Here is a 15,761-nt window from a genome sequence, read left to right as displayed (position 1 = left end):
GCGTTTCGGAGACGGGGGGTTGATGGTGTCCTTGCACCAGGAGGTGTCCCCGGCGCCGGTGCGGGCGAGCGGGCGGCCGGCCGCGCCGCTGTCCTGGGCGATGCTGTCGCGGGCGCTGGCCGTGCCGCTCATTCTCGGCCTGGTGTGCTTCCTGCCGGCGCTGATCGCCGCCCAGCCCGGCACCGGCGTCCGGGACACCGCGTACTGGTTGCAGCTCGTGCTCACCTGTTACTCGGGGGCCCGGCTGGCCACGATGATCCTCTCCACGCGCCGGCGGCTGCTCCAGGGCGTGTTCTGGATGTTCGTGTACATCGCGATGGGGGTGGCGGCGTTCGCCCAGGCGGTCATCGGCCAGACTCCGACGCCGGTGGTGGGACCGCGCGGTGACCTGGTGACGGCGGTGGCGCTGGTGCTGGTGGGGTGTGCCGCCTTCGACCTGGGGGCGCTGCTGGCGTCGCGGCGCCCACTGCGCCGGCGCCGCTGGGCGCGCGGTGACGGCCGGGGGGCGACGGCGCATCCGGTGCGGCTGCGGCTGCTGGTGCTGCTGGCGTTCGCGGCGAGCGGGTACTACGTGCTGAAGCTGGGCGGGCCCGCGGTGTTCTTCTCCAGCCGGCAGGAGATCAGCGCGTCGGTGGCGGCGAGCGGCGTCGCGTCGGGCGAGTCCAATGTGGGCTCGGCGTTCCTGAAGGGTTTCGGCACGGTGCCCGCGCTGCTGGCGCTGCTGTTCCACACGCGGAAGCTGGTGACCTCGCGCCGGGCCCGCCGCTCGCCGTCCACGGTGCTGGTCTGGTGTGCGCTGGCGGTGGTCAACGTCATCGTCAACAACCCGATCTCGAATGCGCGTTACTGGTTCCTGACGGTGCTGGTCTCGCTGCTGTTCACGGCGTTCCCGCGCAGTGCCGCGATGTACCGCTCGGTGCTGGCGCTGGGGGTGATCGGGGCGCTGGTGCTGTTCCCGTACGCGGACCGGTTCCGCTACGACGACGACGGGTACCGGCCGGTGGAGTCGTCGTCGGTGTTCGAGCCGCTGGCCACCAAGGACTACGACCAGACGGTGATGTTCGCCAATACCGTGACCTGGGTGGATGCCCGCGGCGGGCACACCTACGGGCGGCAGCTGGCGGGGTCCGCCTTCTTCTTCGTGCCCCGCGCGGTGTGGAGCGGGAAGCCGGAGGACACCGGGGTGCGGGTCGGGCAGTGGATGGGGATGAACATGACCAACCTCTCCGCGCCGCTGTGGACGGAGCTGTGGGTCGACTTCGGGGCGGTGGGCGTGCTCGGGGGCCTGGCGCTGACCGGGTACGGGGCGGCGCGCACCGACCGGCGTTACGCGCGGGCGGTCTCGCGGGACGGGCCGGGGCCGGGCAGTGTGCTGGCGATCGCTGCGCCGCTGATCGCCGGCTACACCTTCATCCTGCTGCGCGGCCCGTTGCTCCAGGCGGCCGGGAAGCTGGCGATCGCGGCCCTGTGCCTGGCGATGGTGACCAGTTTCAGGTCCGGGCGGCGTCCGCACTGACCCGTACCGGGCCCCGGGTGCCGGCGCGGCGCAGCCGGGCCACCCGGACCCAGGTGGCGACCGCCTTGCAGACGGAGCCCAGGCACAGGCCCCAGGCCGCTCCCGGCACGCCGCCGATGACGTAGCCACCGGTGAGGAAGGCGACGGCGGCGAGCGAGAAGACCACCTGGATGGCGAGCGTGGTGCGCGGGTCCAGGAGGCGCAGGGCCAGCAGTCCGCAGGTGCCGGCGGCCATCGCCGCGTACTGGCTGCCGGTGGCGGGGAGCAGTGAGGCCGCCGTGGGCCAGGTGGCGCCGAGGAGGTGGCGGCCCGCGGAGTCGGGGAGCAGGGCGAGGAGGGTGGCCCAGGAGGCGGCGGTCAGGGCCAGGACGGCGGCGAGCGCGGCGGTGGCGCGCACCCGGAGCCGGTCGGTGGCGAGGCGGCTCAGGAGCGGGGGGCCGAAGCCGGTGGCGGAGGTGAACAGCACGTTGAGGGGGCCGAAGAGGGTGGTGGCGCCGCGCAGGGCGCCGACGACGAGCGGGTTGCCGACGGCGCCGAGGCCGAGCACGGAGAGCTGTGAGGTGGCGTTGCCGACGCCGAACTCGACGACGAACCGCCGGCCGAGGTGCCCCTTGGCGAGGAACGGCCGCAGGGCGAGCGGGGCGCCGGCCGTTCTGCGGTGCAGGGCGGCGGCGGACAGCAGCAGCGCGGGCAGCGCGGAGAGCCCCCAGACGGCGATCAGCCGGGCGGCCGGTGCCCCGTGGGGTTGCAGGGCGAGGGCGCCGATGACGCAGACCAGCCGCAGCGCGTCGGAGGCCAGGGCCAGGTGCTGGGCGTGCAGGGTGGCGAAGGCGTAGCGGGCGATGTCCTGGCCGAGCACGACGGGCAGCACCAGCCCCAGCGTCATCAGGGCGTCCGCCGTGGAGCCCGGCAGCAGCGCGCAGACGGCGGCGAGGGGTGCGCCGGCGGCGGCGGCGGCGAGCAGGGTGAAGCAGCAGGCGGACCGGCAGGCGCCGCGGGTGTCCTCGCCGCCGCCCCGGCGCAGGACGAGCGGCTGGCCGGTGTAGGCGCCGCAGACGCCGAGCAGCACGGTGAAGACGAGGTAGACGGCGGAGAAGCGGGCGAAGTCCTCGACGGTGGAGAGCCGGGCGGCGGCCACCAGCACCAGGATGTTGGTGAGGGCCGCCACCCCCTGGTCCGCGACCGCGCAGACGATCGCGGTGCGCGCCCTCATCTGTGTCCGGCCGCGCTGTTGCGGTCGCCGTGTCCGGGGCCGCCGTCCACGGTGCGCAGTCCGAGGGTCTCGGCCGGGTCGCCGGTGCGCCCCGCCATGTCGGGGTCGCCGTACCGGCCGCGTGCGGCGGGGTTCTGGGCGGCGGGCCGGCCGCGCCGTTCGCCGGTCTCCGGGGCCTTGGCGCGGGTCCGCCGCTCCAGTCTGCCGTGTCCGGGGTGGAGGACCGCGCCGAGGACGGAGCCGCCGGCCGCGCCGATGATCTCGCGGATGCGTTCCAGGTCGCTGCGGTGCACCTCGCGGGGGCGGCAGACGATGACGACGCCCTCGACGCGGTCCACGAGGGCGACGGCGTCGGCGTAGGAGAGGACCGGCGGGGCGAGCACGATGACGACCGCGCCGGGCCGGCCGCCCTCGGCGAGCAGCCGGCTGACGGGGGCGGAGGTCAGGGCGCGCGGCACGTTGTCGGCGGGGCGGCCGGCGACCAGGGTGAAGGCTCCCGATCCGGGGACGTCCACGTTGGCGCGGCTGTCGGAGGGCCAGGTGCGGTCCTCGTTGCCGGCGGGCCGGCGGGGGCCCCGGCCGGGGTGGACCGCGCCCAGGTCCTCGGCCAGGGACGGGGTGCGCAGGTCGGCCTCGACCAGCAGCACGTCCCGGCCCATCTCGGCGAAGGCGGCGGCGAGGTTGGCGGCGGCGGCGCGGGCCATGTCGTTGTCGCCGCGTGGCGCGGTGACCAGGAGGCGGCGGCGTTCGGCGAAGGAGGGGTCGTAAGCGAGCCGGAAGGCGATCGCCCGGTACTCCTCGGCGAGCCGGCTGCCGGGGTGGCCGATGGCGAGCAGGGCGCGGGCGGCGCCGCGTTCCCTGGGCAGGCTGCCGAGCAGCGGGGCGCCGAGGGAGCGGACGAGTTCCCTGGTGGAGCGGACGGCCGGGTCGAAGACGAGGCGCACCCACGACATGAGCAGGCCGAGGGCGAGTCCGACGACGCCGCCGAGTCCGAGGAGCAGCGGCAGCCCGGCCCCGGCGGGTTGTGTGGGGGCGACAGGCTTCTTGTTGAGGTAGCCGGGTGTGGTGTCGAGGGCGCGCAGTTCGGAGATCTTCTGGTCGAGTCCGGAGATGGCGACGATGAGCTTGGCCCGTGCGCCGGTGATGCCTCCTCCGGTCCCGGTCTCCTGCTCGGCGAGCCGGTCACGTTGTTCGGTGAGCGGCTTCAGCTGGGTGCGGTAGCCGTCGATCATGTTGTCGATGCTGTCCTCGGTGCGCTCACGGCGTATCTCCAGGTATGCCTTGGCGAGGGCCTGAGCCCTGGCCCTCGCCTGCTCGGGGGTGCGGCCGGTGTAGGCGAACTTGAGGACGAGGGTGTTGGGCGGGTTGGTGACCTGGAGGCCGGAGAGCAGGGTGCCGACCTCGACGGTGTCGCCGTGCTTGGCGAGGCTGCCGGCCGCGATGGTCCCGACGGCGTCGCTGCCCGCGATCTGGCGTTCGGAGCCGATGTTGATGCCCTTGTCGGCGGAGGCGCCGGCGGCGAACGGGTCGGAGGTGGCGGAGCGTACGGAGACCTCGCCGGTGGCGGCGTAGGTGTCCTCGCCGCTCAGGGCGAGCCAGCCGCTGCCGACGAGGCCGAGGACCACTCCGGTGACGAGGAGGGCCCGGTAGCGCAGGAGCTGGCGGAACTGGTCCCGCAGCAGGGCGGGCTCGTCGTGCTCGTCCAGCGCGCGGATCGGTTCGGTCATCGCTGCGGTCCCTCCCGGTCGTCCTGCAGGGCCTCGGTGAGCAGGGCGTCGAAGCGGGCGAGTGCGGCGTCCCGCCCCAGATGGTGTGCCACGTAGCGCGGCCCGGCGGCGCCGAGCGCGTCGGCCTCGGCGGGTGACTCGACGAGTCTGCGGACGGCGCCGAGCACGGCGGCCGGGTCCTCGGGCGCGACGAGGAGTCCGGCCCCGGAGCGCCGTACCTCCTGGGCGGTGCCGCCCTCGTCGGCGACGGAGGCGACGACGGGGCGGCCGGAGACGAAGTAGGAGGTGAGTTTGGAGGGGACGCTCATGTCGAGCACCGAGGCGCGCTGGGTGACGGCGAGGACGTCGGCGGCGGCGAGGATGTCGGTGAACTCCTCGGCGTCGGCGGGGGGCAGGAACTCCAGGTTGGGCAGTCCGGCGGCGCGGGCGCGCAGGGCGTCGCGCTGGTTGCCGTCGCCCATCAGCACGATGCGGATCTCGGGGGCGAGGCGGGCGGCGTCCACCAGGACCTCCAGGCCCTGCTTGAGCCCCATGTTCCCGGAGTGCAGGACGACGGGCGTGCCCTCGCGCCAGCCGAGCCTGGCCCGGGTCGCGGCGCGGTCGGCCGAAGGGGTGCGCACATGGCTCCAGTTGGGAACGGTGCGGATGCGGCCGGGGTCCACGCCGTAGGCGGCGACGCGGGCGACGAAGCTCTCGTGGATGACGCCGACGAGGGTGGCGGCGCGCAGGGCGAACCGTTCGGCGCGGGCGGCGAGGGCGGCCGCCCGGTCGCCGCCCCGGATGCCGCTCTGCGCGGCGGCGGCGCCCATCAGGTCCTGGACGACGGGTATGTACGGCACCCGGTGGCGGCGGGCGATGCGGGCGCCGACGACCCCGCCGGCGAGGCTGGGCAGCTGGGAGACCACCGCGTCGGGCCGTACGGCGGGGGGTGCGAGCAGGCCGTGTGCCAGGATGCTCGCCTCGAAGGCGGCTCTGCGTAACGCGCTCTGCCGGGGCGGTACGTAGTGTCGCCTGCGGTGGACGGTGACGCCCGCGCGGTGTTCCTCGACGCGCCACATGCCCCGGTAGGCGGGGTCGGTCCGCCAGGCCGGGTAGTGCGGCATGCCGGCCAGTACGTGGGTGTCGGCGCCGGACGCGGCCCAGTGCTCGGCGAGCTGGGCGGCGTACGGGCCGATGCCGGTCAGTTCCGGCGCGTAGTTCGTGGAGACCACCAGCAGGCTGCGGTGCTCGAACGGTCTGTGGTGCTCTTCGTCCGCCATCGGGCGCTCGATTCCTTCCCCCGGAGCCACCGGTGTTCCCGTCGGGGAACGGCCCCGAAAGCGAGCTTATCCGTTCATGAGATGAGCAAGTGGTCTTCAGAGTAAGGTCGTTGGACTATCGGACATCACGTTCACCGTGGGGGGAGAGAACGGATGGTGCACAGGGTCGGCTACGCGCCGGGGGTCTACGACCTGTTCCATGTGGGGCACCTCAACATTCTTCGGCATGCGCGCGGCCAGTGCGACTACCTGGTGGCGGGGGTCGTCTCCGACGAGATGGCCACCCTCGCCAAGGGGCACCGGCCGGTGATCCCGTTGCCGGAACGGCTGGAGATCGTGCGGAGCGTGCGGTACGTGGACGCCGCGTTCGTCGAGACCGTCCCAGAGAAGGTGGAGACCTGGCAGCAGGTCAGGTTCGACGTCATCTTCAAGGGGGACGACTGGCGGGACACGGACAAGGGCAGAAAGCTCGAACGCGACTTCGCCGAGGTGGGTGTGGAGGTGGTGTACTTCCCGTACACCGTGCACACCTCCAGCACCCAGTTGCGCCGCGCGCTGGACACCCTGATCAGTGCGCCCGGAGCGCTTTCAGTTCCCTGAACCACTTGCCCAGGAACGCGACGAGGAACAGCGCGTGCACGGCGGCGAGTACGGCGTAACCCATCCGGAACACCGTCTCGTCGCCCAGCAGCAGGAAGACCAGGCAGAACACCCCGTAGTCGGCGGGCAGCAGGGCCACGGCCCGCAGCCGGGACGGCGGCCCGGCGGGCTCGGGCGGCTCGGCCGTTTCGCGGGCCGCCGCCCTGCCGAGTTGCTCGCGCAGCAGCCCCGCGCAGAACGTCAGCACGGCGACGAACAGGAAGCCGAGCGGCAGCAGCAGCCAGCCGTCGCCGGGCAGCGCGAAGAAGCGGTGGAAGGCGATCAGCACGGCGGTGTGGACGAGGATCATCTTGGCGCAGTCCACGACATGGTCCAGCCACTCCCCGTCGGGCCCGCCCCGCCCGGTCAGCCGGGCGAGCTGCCCGTCGGCCGAGTCGAGCGCGAAGCCCGCGGCGAGCCCGAGGTAGACGAGCACCGCCGTCCAGGGGCCGGGACGCGCCAGGGCCACGCCCGCGACGGCGGAGAAGGTGAACGCCGCGCTGACCAGCGTGACCTGATTGGGCGTCATGCCCAGCCGGAAGGCCGCGGCCGCGAAGAGCCGGCCGGCCGGGCGGTTCACGTACCGCGAGTAGAGCGACACCCCCTTGGCCGTCTTCTGCGCCCCGCGCAGCCGGCCCAGCACCGTCGTCGTGCCTTCCATACGCCCCCCAGCGTGTCTCGGCGGGCTCCACCCACCGCTTTCCGGCGGCGCACCGCGCGCCGCCGGAGCCGCATCATGGCACGGGGCGGCGCCCCACCGCGGGTGGATCACCCCACCCGGTGTGCGGACGGGGCCGGTTGACCGGAATCCGGTGCCCACAGGCCGCCACGCGGCCGTCCGGGAGGGCGGTCAGACGGCGGCGGTGCGGCACTCCGGGTGACCCCAGCCGTGGTCGTTCTTGGCGATCATCTCCTGGGCGGCGTACGGCTTGCCGCAGTGGCAGCGGCCCGCGAACCTGGCCCGGATGGTGGCGCCGCCCGCCTTGCGGGCCGTGCCGCCGGTCCTCTTCGCCGCCGTGCCGGACCGCCGCCCCTCGGTGGCGCGGGAGGGCGCGGGGACGGGGGTGGGCGAGCCCTGCGAGGTGCCGGCGGCGCTCTGGCTGACGGCCACCTCGCTGGCGGCCTGGTCGGCGAGCGCGTTGAGCGGGTCGCCGTCCACCTGGTGGGCCGGTACGTAGACGAAGGTGACGGCCCGGCCGCCGAGGAGTTCGTCGATGCGGGTCACCAGGTCGCGGTTGGCGACGGGTTTGCCGGCGGAGGTCTTCCAGCCGTTGCGCTTCCAGCCGGGCAGCCATTTGGTGACCGCGTTCATCGCGTACTGCGAGTCCATCCGGACTTCGAGCACCACCTCGGGGCCGACCGATTCCAGCAGCTCGCGCAGGGCGGTCAGCTCGGCGACGTTGTTGGTGGCGGTGCCCAGCGGGCCCGCCTCCCACCGCCGGGGCCGGCCCTCGGCGTCGGCCACCACATAGGCCCAGGCCGCGGGTCCGGGATTGCCCTTGGACGCCCCGTCACACGCGGCGATCATGCGCTCGTTCATACCCTCGATCATGCCAGCGCGCCGGCCCGGTCCCGGCCACCCGGCCCCCACCTGCACACCTCACCCAGGGTGATGGTTCGTGGTGCGTGGGTGACGGCGCGCTGCTTCCCTGGAGTGACCCGCTCTCCCCCACCGTCCCCGAGGAGTGACGATGAGCGTTGTACGAGAGGTGTACGGGGCCGACCAGCTGCGCGAGACGGCCCGGCACCTGGCCGAGGCCGCCGAACGCACCCGTGACCCGGAGCAGCGCGTGCGCCTGCGGGAGAAGGCCCGCAGGCTGCGCGAGCGCAGCGAGCGGCCGGAGCTCCCGGGGAGCGGCGGCCTCCCCGTGTGACGACGGGGTGCCCGGACCGGTGGACCGTCGCTCTTCCATGAGTGGGTGACGGTCCACCGACGTGTGCGCGGACACCCGGTCGCCCCTGCCTACGATGGGCGGGCAAGCGGGTACGACGAGAGACGAGGGGCCCGTCATGAACGGTCGGCCGGTCACGGTGGTCACCGGAGGCAGCCGGGGCATCGGTGCGGCGGTCTGCGTACGGCTGGCCGCCGAGGGGCACGACATCGCCCTGGCCTACCACTCGGACGAGGTGGCGGCGCGGGCGGTGGCCGACGCGGTGCGCGCGACGGGCCGGCGCTGTGCGGCGGTACGGGCGGACACGGCCGACGAGAAGGACGTGGACCGCCTCTTCGACACGGCGGCGGCCGAGCTGGGCCCGGTCACCGGCCTGGTCAACAACGCCGGCACGAGCGGCCCGGTCGGCCCGCTGGCCGACGCCGACGCGGCGGGGATGCGGCGCGCCCTGGAGGTCAACGTCCTGGGCTATCTGCTCTGTGCCCGGCGGGCGGTGCGCGACATGACGCGGACCGGCGGCGGGGCGATCGTCAACGTGTCCTCGGCCGCCGCCACCCTGGGCAGCCCCGGCGAGTACGTGCACTACGCCGCCGCCAAGGGGGCCGTGGACACGATGACCGTGGGCCTGTCCAAGGAGGTCGGTCCGGCCGGTATCCGCGTCAACGCGGTGGCGCCCGGCGTCATCCGCACGGACTTCCACGCGGACCCCGGCCGTCCGGACCGGCTGGGCCCCGGCACCCCGCTGGGCCGCCCCGGCGAACCGGAGGAGATCGCGGGCGCCGTGGCCTGGCTGCTCTCGCCGGACGCCTCGTACGCGACGGGCACGGTGCTGCGGGTGTCCGGGGGCCGCTGACGGGCGGTGCGGGCGTCTTCCCACCGGCGGTGTGCCCGTTGCAGTAGAAGTGGGGGGTGCACCGGAACAGGACCGGAGCAGGAAGGGGTCTGCCATGGCAGCGGGACAGCCTCGCGACGCGGCGGCGGTGTTCGACGCACTGGGTACCGAGTACGAGGAGGCGTTCGCCGGTTCGGCCGCGCACCGCGCCTCGCTGGAACAGCTCCTGGAGGTCATGCCCCCGCACGGCCGGGTGCTGGACGTGGGCAGCGGCACCGGCCGGCCGACGGCCCAGACCCTGGTGGACGCGGGGCACGAGGTGCTGGGGGTGGACGTCTCCCCGGTGATGGTGGCCATCGCCTCGCGCCAGGTCCCGGCGGCCGAGTTCCGCTGCGCGGACATCCGCCGGATGGATCTGGAGGACGCCGGCTTCGACGCGGTGTGCATGTACTTCGCGCTGCTCCAGATGCCGCGCCCGGATCAGGCGGAGGTGCTGCGCCTGGCCGGGCGGGTGCTGCGGCCGGGCGGTCATCTGGCCGTGGCGACGGTGCCGCTGGACGTGGAGGGCGTGAGCGGTACGTTCATGGGCCATCCGGTCGAGGTGACCAGCTTCGGCGAGAACGCGTTCACGGCGCTGGTGGAGGAGGCCGGGTTCACCGTGCTCTCGCGGCAGAGCACCATGTTCGTGCCCGCCGTCCCGGCCGCCGTCCCCGAGCCGCAGATGTTCCTGCTCGCCCGCCGCGACTGAGCCCGGCCGACGGAGGGAGGGGGCGGCGTCGCGGGCCGGCCCGAGCCGCCGGTCCCGCGTCCCCGCGGACATGCCGTGCGGTGCCGACCGGCCCACAATGGGTTGGCCGACGCGCCGAGGGTACCCGGCCGGGTGAGGCGAGCGGTGCCCTGCCGCCCGCCCGCGGGGACGACGACGGAGGAACCCATGACCGACCGCAGACCGGAAGGCCCCGTCCACAAGGGCGCGGCCCCGAGTCCCCCGCCGATTCCGGCGGACCTGCCCGACCGGCAGGTCCAGGAGGGCGAGGACCCGATGGATGTGCCGACGCCGTCGCACACCGGGCGCGAGGGGGACGACTCCGCCGCCGATCCCGACCACCCGGTGCCGGACGAGCCGACGGGCTGAGCGGCCCGCTCCCGGACTGCGGGCACCGGCCCGCCGCTCGATCATGGGGCCATGGCCCTCATCCCCGCGGACGCCTCCGGGGCGCTTCCGTCGATCGCACCGATGCTGGCCGTGCCGGGCCCCCTGCCCGTGCCGGACACCGGGTGGGCCTTCGAGGCCAAGTGGGACGGCGCCCGCTGCGTCGTCTCGACGCCGGGCGACGGCACGCTGCGGCTGACCTCGCGGGCCCGCAACGACGTCACGCCGACCTATCCCGAGCTGCACGCCCTGGGCGAGGTGCTGCGGGGCCGCAGCGTGGTCCTGGACGGCGAGATCGTGGCCCTGGACACGGCGGGGCGGTCGGACTTCGGGCTGCTCCAGCGCCGGATGGGCGTGATGAACGCCCGCCGCGCGGCCCGGCTCGCGCTGGACCTGCCCGCCCATCTGGTGGTCTTCGACGTCATGTTCCTGGACGGCCGGACGCTGACCGCCCTGGGCTACGAGGAGCGCCGCGCGGTCCTGGCGGCGCTCCTCCCGGCCGGGCCGCACTGGTCGGTGCCGTCGTATGTGCGCGGGAGCGGCGCGAAGGCGTGGGAGACCGTGGTGCGCGGCGGGCTGGAGGGGGTGGTCGCCAAGCGGCTCACCTCCCCGTACCTGCCGGGCGTCCGGTCACCCGACTGGCGCAAGACGAAGCGGGTCGAGACCCTGGATGTGGTCATCGGCGGCTGGACCCAGCGCAACGGGGCGCCCGAAGGGGTGCCGGGGGCGGTGCTGGTCGGCGTGGACGACCCGGCGGGGCTGCGGTACGCGGGCTCGGTGGGGTCCGGGATGTCCGACCGGGAGCTGGGCGAGCTGAGGGAGTATCTGCGGGTGATCGCCCGCCCCTCGTCGCCGTTCAGCGGGCCGGTCGATGTGGCCGGGGCACACTGGGTGGAGCCGCGTCTGGTCGCGGAGGTCGCCGCCTCGCAGTGGACGGCGGCCGGACGGCTGCGGCATCCGGTGTGGCAGCGGCTGCGCCCGGACCTGACCCGGCTGGACTGACCGGTGGCCGTACGGTTCGCGGCCCCGCCTCCGTCAGCCGGGCAGGGTGAGTCCCCGCGAGACGCGTACGGCGGCCGAGAGGAGGCCGGCGCGGACCTGCGAGCTGCGGTACATCCGGTCGGACCGGAAGGAGATGCCGAGGGAGCCGATCTGTTCGCCGCGGTAGACCGGCACCGCCACGCAGGTGGTGCCGCGCACGTACTCCTCGCGGTCCATGACGACCGGCGCGGGCTCCCCGTCGAGCTGCCGGACGAGGTCTTCCTCGTGGGTGATGGTGCGCGGGGTGAGCCCGGTCAGTTCGTGCCGGGAGAGGTAGTCGGCGCGCGCCTCCTCGTCCAGTTCGCGCAGCACGCTCTTGCCGAGGGCGGTGGCGTGTCCGGCCTCGTCGAGCCCGACCCACAGGTCGACGCGCGGGGCGCGCACGCTGTCGACGATCTCCATGACCCGGATCTCGCCGTCCACGTAGAGCGTCAGATAGGCGGCGGCGTCCAGCTGGTCGCGCAGGGCCGCGAGGGCGGGCCGCACGCGCGCGATCCCCTGCCGTGCGCCGGCTCCGGCAGCCGGATCGGTGCCGGCGCACACCTCCGTGTCCGCGCCGGGGCCCGGGTCCGCGACCGTCTCGGCGAGGACGAAGGTGTGGTCGTCCCGTTCCGCCAGATACCCGTCGCCGACCAGCAGGGACAGCAGCTCGCGTGCCGCGTCCGGGGGGAGCCCCGCCTCGCGGGCCAGCTGCTGCGCGGTCGCCCCGTTCCCGTGCTGCCCGGCGGCCTCCAGCAGGCGGAGGGAGCACCGGACGGCGGCGACGGGCTCGGGGCCGGCGTGGTCGGCCATGCCCACCAGCATGGCCCGGCTGCCGGGGAGCGGCAAAACGTCCCGGGGAAGGGGTGCGGTGGAGGGAGGTTTCCGGGACGTGACGCAAGCCATCTTTTGTGCTCGCGATCTCCGGGGAAGTCTCCGGTACGGTGTCGAACACTCCGGACCCGGAGGGTCACGGAGCGCATCGCCACCGCCGTACGGCTTCCGAGGACACGTGTGCCCGTCGCCGTGCGGCCGTCCCTGACGCCCTCGTGACACGACTGGGGAGTTTGATGTTCGACAAGGTATTGGTCGCCAACCGCGGGGAGATCGCCATCCGCGCGTTCCGCGCGGCGTTCGAGCTCGGCATCTCCACGGTGGCCGTGTATCCGCACGAGGACCGCAACTCCCTGCACCGGGCGAAGGCGGACGAGGCGTACCGGATCGGTGAGCCGGGCCATCCGGTGCGGGCGTATCTGTCGGTGGACGAGGTGGTGAAGGCGGCCCGCAGGGCCGGGGCGGACGCGATCTACCCCGGTTACGGGTTCCTGTCGGAGAATCCGGACCTGGCGGCGGCGTGCGCGGCGGCGGGCATCACGTTCGTGGGGCCGCCGGCGTCGGTGCTGAACCTGACGGGCAACAAGTCGCGTGCGGTGGCGGCGGCCCGCGAGGCCGGTGTGCCGGTGCTGAAGTCGTCGGAGCCGTCCGAGGACGTGGACGCCCTGGTCGCGGCCTCGGAGGAGATCGGTTTCCCGGTCTTCGTGAAGGCGGTCGCCGGTGGCGGCGGGCGCGGGATGCGCCGGGTCGCCGAGCCCGCGGAGCTGCGGGACGCGATCGACGCGGCGATGCGCGAGGCGCGCTCCGCGTTCGGGGACGCGACGGTGTTCCTGGAGCAGGCGGTGATCAACCCCCGCCACATCGAGGTGCAGATCCTGGCCGACGCCGAGGGCAACGTGGTGCACCTCTACGAGCGGGACTGCTCGCTCCAGCGCCGCCACCAGAAGGTCGTGGAGATCGCCCCGGCCCCGAATCTGGACCCGGCGCTGCGGGACCGGATCTGTGCCGACGCGGTCTCCTTCGCCCGGCACATCGGCTATGTGAACGCGGGCACCGTCGAGTTCCTGGTGGACGAGCGCGGCAACCATGTCTTCATCGAGATGAACCCGCGCATCCAGGTCGAGCACACGGTGACGGAGCAGGTCACCGGGCGCGACCTGGTGATCGCCCAGCTGCGCATCGCGGCGGGTATGACGCTGCCCGAACTGCACCTGTCCCAGGAGGACATCACCCTCACCGGGACCGCGATGCAGTGCCGCATCACGACGGAGGACCCGGTCAACGGCTTCCGTCCGGACACCGGCACCATCTCCGCGTACCGCTCCCCCGGCGGTCCGGGTGTCCGGCTGGACGGCGGGACCGTCCACACGGGCGCGGAGGTGTCGGCGCACTTCGACTCGATGCTGGTCAAGCTCACCTGTCACGGGCACGACTTCGCCAACGCGGCCCGCCGGGCGCGCCGGGCGATCGCCGAGTTCCGCATCCGCGGGGTGGCGACCAACCTGCCGTTCCTGGGCGCGGTGCTGGACCATCCGGAGTTCCGGGCGGGGCGGGTCACGACCGGTTTCATCGACGCCCATCCGGAGCTGATCCGGACCCGTCCGTCGGCGGACCGGGGCAGCCGGATGCTCGGCTATCTGGCGGAGACGACGGTCAACCGCCCGTACGGGCCGCGTCCCCGGGTCATCGACCCGGCGGACAAGCTGCCCGCCCTGCCGCCGGGGACGCCGCCGCCCGGTTCCCGGCAGCGGCTGGCCGAGCTGGGTCCGGAGGCGTTCGCCGCCGAGCTGCGGGCGCGGTCGGCGGTGGCCGTCACCGACACCACGTTCCGCGACGCGCACCAGTCGCTGCTGGCCACCCGGGTCCGCACCCGTGATCTGCTGGCGGTCGCCCCGCATGTCGCGCACACCGTGCCGCAGTTGCTGAGCCTGGAGTGCTGGGGCGGCGCGACCTACGACGTGGCGCTGCGCTTCCTCGCGGAGGACCCGTGGGAGCGGCTGGTCAAGATCCGTGAGGCGGTGCCCAACATCTGTACGCAGATGCTGCTGCGCGGCCGCAACACGGTGGGCTACACGCCCTACCCGACCGAGGTGACCGAGGCGTTCGTGTCCGAGGCCGCGTCGGCGGGGATGGACATCTTCCGGATCTTCGACGCCCTCAACGACGTGTCGCAGATGCGTCCGGCGATCGACGCGGTGCGTGCCACCGGCACCTCGCTGGCGGAGGTGGCGCTGTGCTACACCGCCGACCTGTCCGATCCGGGCGAGAGTCTGTACACGCTGGACTACTACCTGCGGCTGGCGGAGCAGATCGTGGCGGCGGGCGCGCATGTGCTCGCCATCAAGGACATGGCCGGGCTGCTGCGTCCGCCGGCCGCGCGCACGCTGGTGACGGCGCTGCGGGAGCGGTTCGATCTGCCGGTGCATCTGCACACGCACGACACGGCGGGCGGGCAGCTGGCCACGCTGATGGCGGCGATCGACGCCGGGGTGGACGCGGTGGACGCGGCCGTCGCCTCGATGGCCGGCACCACCAGTCAGCCGCCGCTGTCCGCGCTGGTGGCGGCGACCGACCACACCGAGCGGGCGACGGGCCTGTCCCTCCAGGCGGTCGGCGACCTGGAGCCGTACTGGGAGGCGACCCGCAAGGTGTACGCCCCGTTCGAGTCGGGGCTCGCCTCGCCGACCGGCCGGATCTACCACCACGAGATCCCGGGCGGGCAGCTGTCCAACCTGCGGCAGCAGGCCATCGCGCTGGGGCTCGGGGACCGCTTCGAGCTGATCGAGGACTGCTACGCGGCGGCCGACCGCATGCTGGGCCGGCTGGTGAAGGTGACCCCGTCGTCGAAGGTGGTCGGGGACCTGGCGCTGCATCTGGTGGGCGCCGGTGTGGAGGCGGCGGACTTCGAGTCGGACCCGGGCAAGTTCGACGTGCCGGACTCGGTGATCGGGTTTCTGCGCGGTGAGCTGGGCGACCCGCCCGGCGGCTGGCCGGAGCCGTTCCGCACCCGCGCGCTCCGGGGCCGTCCCGAGAAGGCACAGACGCCTCAGCTGTCGCCGGAGGACCGCGAGGCGCTGCGCGAGTCGCCGCGCGCGACGCTGAACCGGCTGCTGTTCCCCGGCCCGACCAAGGAGTTCACCGCGCACCGGGAGGCGTACGGCGACACGTCGGTGCTGCCGACCTCGGACTTCCTGTACGGGCTCGAACCGGAGACCGAGCACCCGGTGACGCTGGAGCCGGGGGTGACGCTGCTGATCGAGCTGGAGGCCATCTCCGAGGCGGACGAGCGCGGCTTCCGCAGCGTACTGGCGACGCTCAACGGGCAGTTGCGGCCGGTGTCGGTGCGGGACCGGTCGGTGGCGACCGAGGTGAAGGCGGCGGAGAAGGCGGACCGCTCGAATCCGGGCCATGTCGCGGCGCCGTTCGCCGGGGTGGTGACGCTCCAGGTGGAGGAGGGTGTGTCGGTGTCGGCGGGTCAGACGGTGGCCACCATCGAGGCGATGAAGATGGAGGCGTCGATCACCGCCCAGTCGGCCGGGGTCGTGCGCCGGCTGGCCATCGGCCGGGTGCAGCAGGTCGAGGCGGGCGATCTGCTCATCGAGATCGGCTGATCGCGCGCGGCGAAGCCCGCCCCGGTGGAGGTGCCTCCACCGGGGCGGGCTTCGCCGTCCGGGCG

The 15,761-nt window shown here is 74.0% G+C and carries 14 protein-coding genes; 8 read left to right on the top strand and 6 right to left on the bottom strand.

Annotation, left to right across the window (positions count from 1 at the left end; translation table 11 throughout):
- The first annotated feature begins 22 nt into the window (after window positions 1–22).
- Window positions 23–1,516 (top strand): hypothetical protein, encoded by a 1,494-nt coding sequence (locus DNK56_RS16615; RefSeq protein WP_446750422.1) that lies wholly within the window; start codon window positions 23–25, stop codon window positions 1,514–1,516.
- Here the strand turns inward: DNK56_RS16615 and DNK56_RS16610 are convergent.
- Genes DNK56_RS16610 through DNK56_RS16600 form a run of 3 tightly spaced genes read right to left on the bottom strand, consistent with a single transcriptional unit; the run spans window position 1,491 to window position 5,715 of the window.
- Window positions 1,491–2,729 carry a hypothetical protein gene (locus DNK56_RS16610; protein WP_111334807.1) on the bottom strand — a complete coding sequence of 413 codons (1,239 nt, stop codon included), beginning with the start codon at window positions 2,727–2,729 and terminating at the stop codon, window positions 1,491–1,493. The two genes, DNK56_RS16615 and DNK56_RS16610, sit on opposite strands and share 26 nt — an antisense overlap.
- On the bottom strand, window positions 2,726–4,456 hold the full coding sequence (locus DNK56_RS16605; protein WP_111334805.1) for a lipopolysaccharide biosynthesis protein: 1,731 nt from the start codon (window positions 4,454–4,456) through the stop codon (window positions 2,726–2,728). The genes DNK56_RS16610 and DNK56_RS16605 overlap by 4 nt, the downstream gene beginning before the upstream one ends.
- Entirely contained in the window at window positions 4,453–5,715 is a 1,263-nt protein-coding gene (locus DNK56_RS16600; protein ID WP_111334803.1) for a glycosyltransferase, read from the bottom strand. Before DNK56_RS16600 ends, DNK56_RS16605 begins: the two co-directional genes overlap by 4 nt.
- 153 nt (window positions 5,716–5,868) lie before the next feature.
- Here DNK56_RS16600 and DNK56_RS16595 point away from each other — a divergent pair, with 153 nt between their 5' ends.
- Entirely contained in the window at window positions 5,869–6,315 is a 447-nt protein-coding gene (locus DNK56_RS16595) for an adenylyltransferase/cytidyltransferase family protein (RefSeq protein ID WP_111334801.1), read from the top strand.
- Here DNK56_RS16595 and DNK56_RS16590 read toward each other — a convergent pair.
- Together DNK56_RS16590 and DNK56_RS16585 are read right to left on the bottom strand one after the other, a co-directional pair.
- Window positions 6,284–7,015: a CDP-alcohol phosphatidyltransferase family protein gene (locus DNK56_RS16590; RefSeq protein ID WP_111334799.1), complete on the bottom strand. Its 732-nt coding sequence runs from the start codon at window positions 7,013–7,015 to the stop codon at window positions 6,284–6,286. The two genes, DNK56_RS16595 and DNK56_RS16590, sit on opposite strands and share 32 nt — an antisense overlap.
- A gap of 189 nt (window positions 7,016–7,204) precedes the next feature.
- On the bottom strand, window positions 7,205–7,894 hold the full coding sequence (locus tag DNK56_RS16585) for a ribonuclease H family protein (RefSeq protein WP_111334796.1): 690 nt from the start codon (window positions 7,892–7,894) through the stop codon (window positions 7,205–7,207).
- Window positions 7,895–8,045: 151 nt separating this feature from the next.
- On the opposite strand from DNK56_RS16585, the gene DNK56_RS16580 reads away from it, so the two are divergent.
- From DNK56_RS16580 to ligD, 5 genes are all read left to right on the top strand, one after another.
- Window positions 8,046–8,228, top strand: a complete 183-nt coding sequence (locus DNK56_RS16580) for a DUF6381 family protein (protein ID WP_111334794.1) — start codon at window positions 8,046–8,048, stop codon at window positions 8,226–8,228.
- Window positions 8,229–8,364: 136 nt separating this feature from the next.
- On the top strand, window positions 8,365–9,099 hold the full coding sequence (locus tag DNK56_RS16575) for an SDR family NAD(P)-dependent oxidoreductase (RefSeq protein ID WP_111334792.1): 735 nt from the start codon (window positions 8,365–8,367) through the stop codon (window positions 9,097–9,099).
- 94 nt (window positions 9,100–9,193) lie between these two features.
- Window positions 9,194–9,826 (top strand): class I SAM-dependent methyltransferase, encoded by a 633-nt coding sequence (locus DNK56_RS16570; protein WP_199563739.1) that lies wholly within the window; start codon window positions 9,194–9,196, stop codon window positions 9,824–9,826.
- 186 nt (window positions 9,827–10,012) lie between these two features.
- On the top strand, window positions 10,013–10,213 hold the full coding sequence (locus tag DNK56_RS16565; RefSeq protein ID WP_111334790.1) for a hypothetical protein: 201 nt from the start codon (window positions 10,013–10,015) through the stop codon (window positions 10,211–10,213).
- Window positions 10,214–10,264: 51 nt separating this feature from the next.
- Window positions 10,265–11,233 (top strand): non-homologous end-joining DNA ligase, encoded by a 969-nt coding sequence (ligD, locus tag DNK56_RS16560; RefSeq protein ID WP_111334788.1) that lies wholly within the window; start codon window positions 10,265–10,267, stop codon window positions 11,231–11,233.
- A gap of 33 nt (window positions 11,234–11,266) precedes the next feature.
- Here ligD and DNK56_RS16555 read toward each other — a convergent pair whose 3' ends face one another.
- Complete coding sequence (locus tag DNK56_RS16555) at window positions 11,267–12,064, bottom strand: IclR family transcriptional regulator (RefSeq protein WP_199563740.1); 798 nt, start codon at window positions 12,062–12,064, stop codon at window positions 11,267–11,269.
- A gap of 257 nt (window positions 12,065–12,321) precedes the next feature.
- Between DNK56_RS16555 and DNK56_RS16550 the strand changes: the two genes are divergently transcribed.
- Window positions 12,322–15,696: a pyruvate carboxylase gene (locus DNK56_RS16550; RefSeq protein WP_111334786.1), complete on the top strand. Its 3,375-nt coding sequence runs from the start codon at window positions 12,322–12,324 to the stop codon at window positions 15,694–15,696.
- The last annotated feature ends 65 nt before the right edge of the window (window positions 15,697–15,761 follow it).

This window comes from Streptomyces sp. AC1-42W (genome assembly GCF_003248355.1).
Taxonomy (GTDB): Bacteria; Actinomycetota; Actinomycetes; order Streptomycetales; family Streptomycetaceae; genus Streptomyces.
This window is presented reverse-complemented; position numbering and strand designations above follow the sequence as displayed.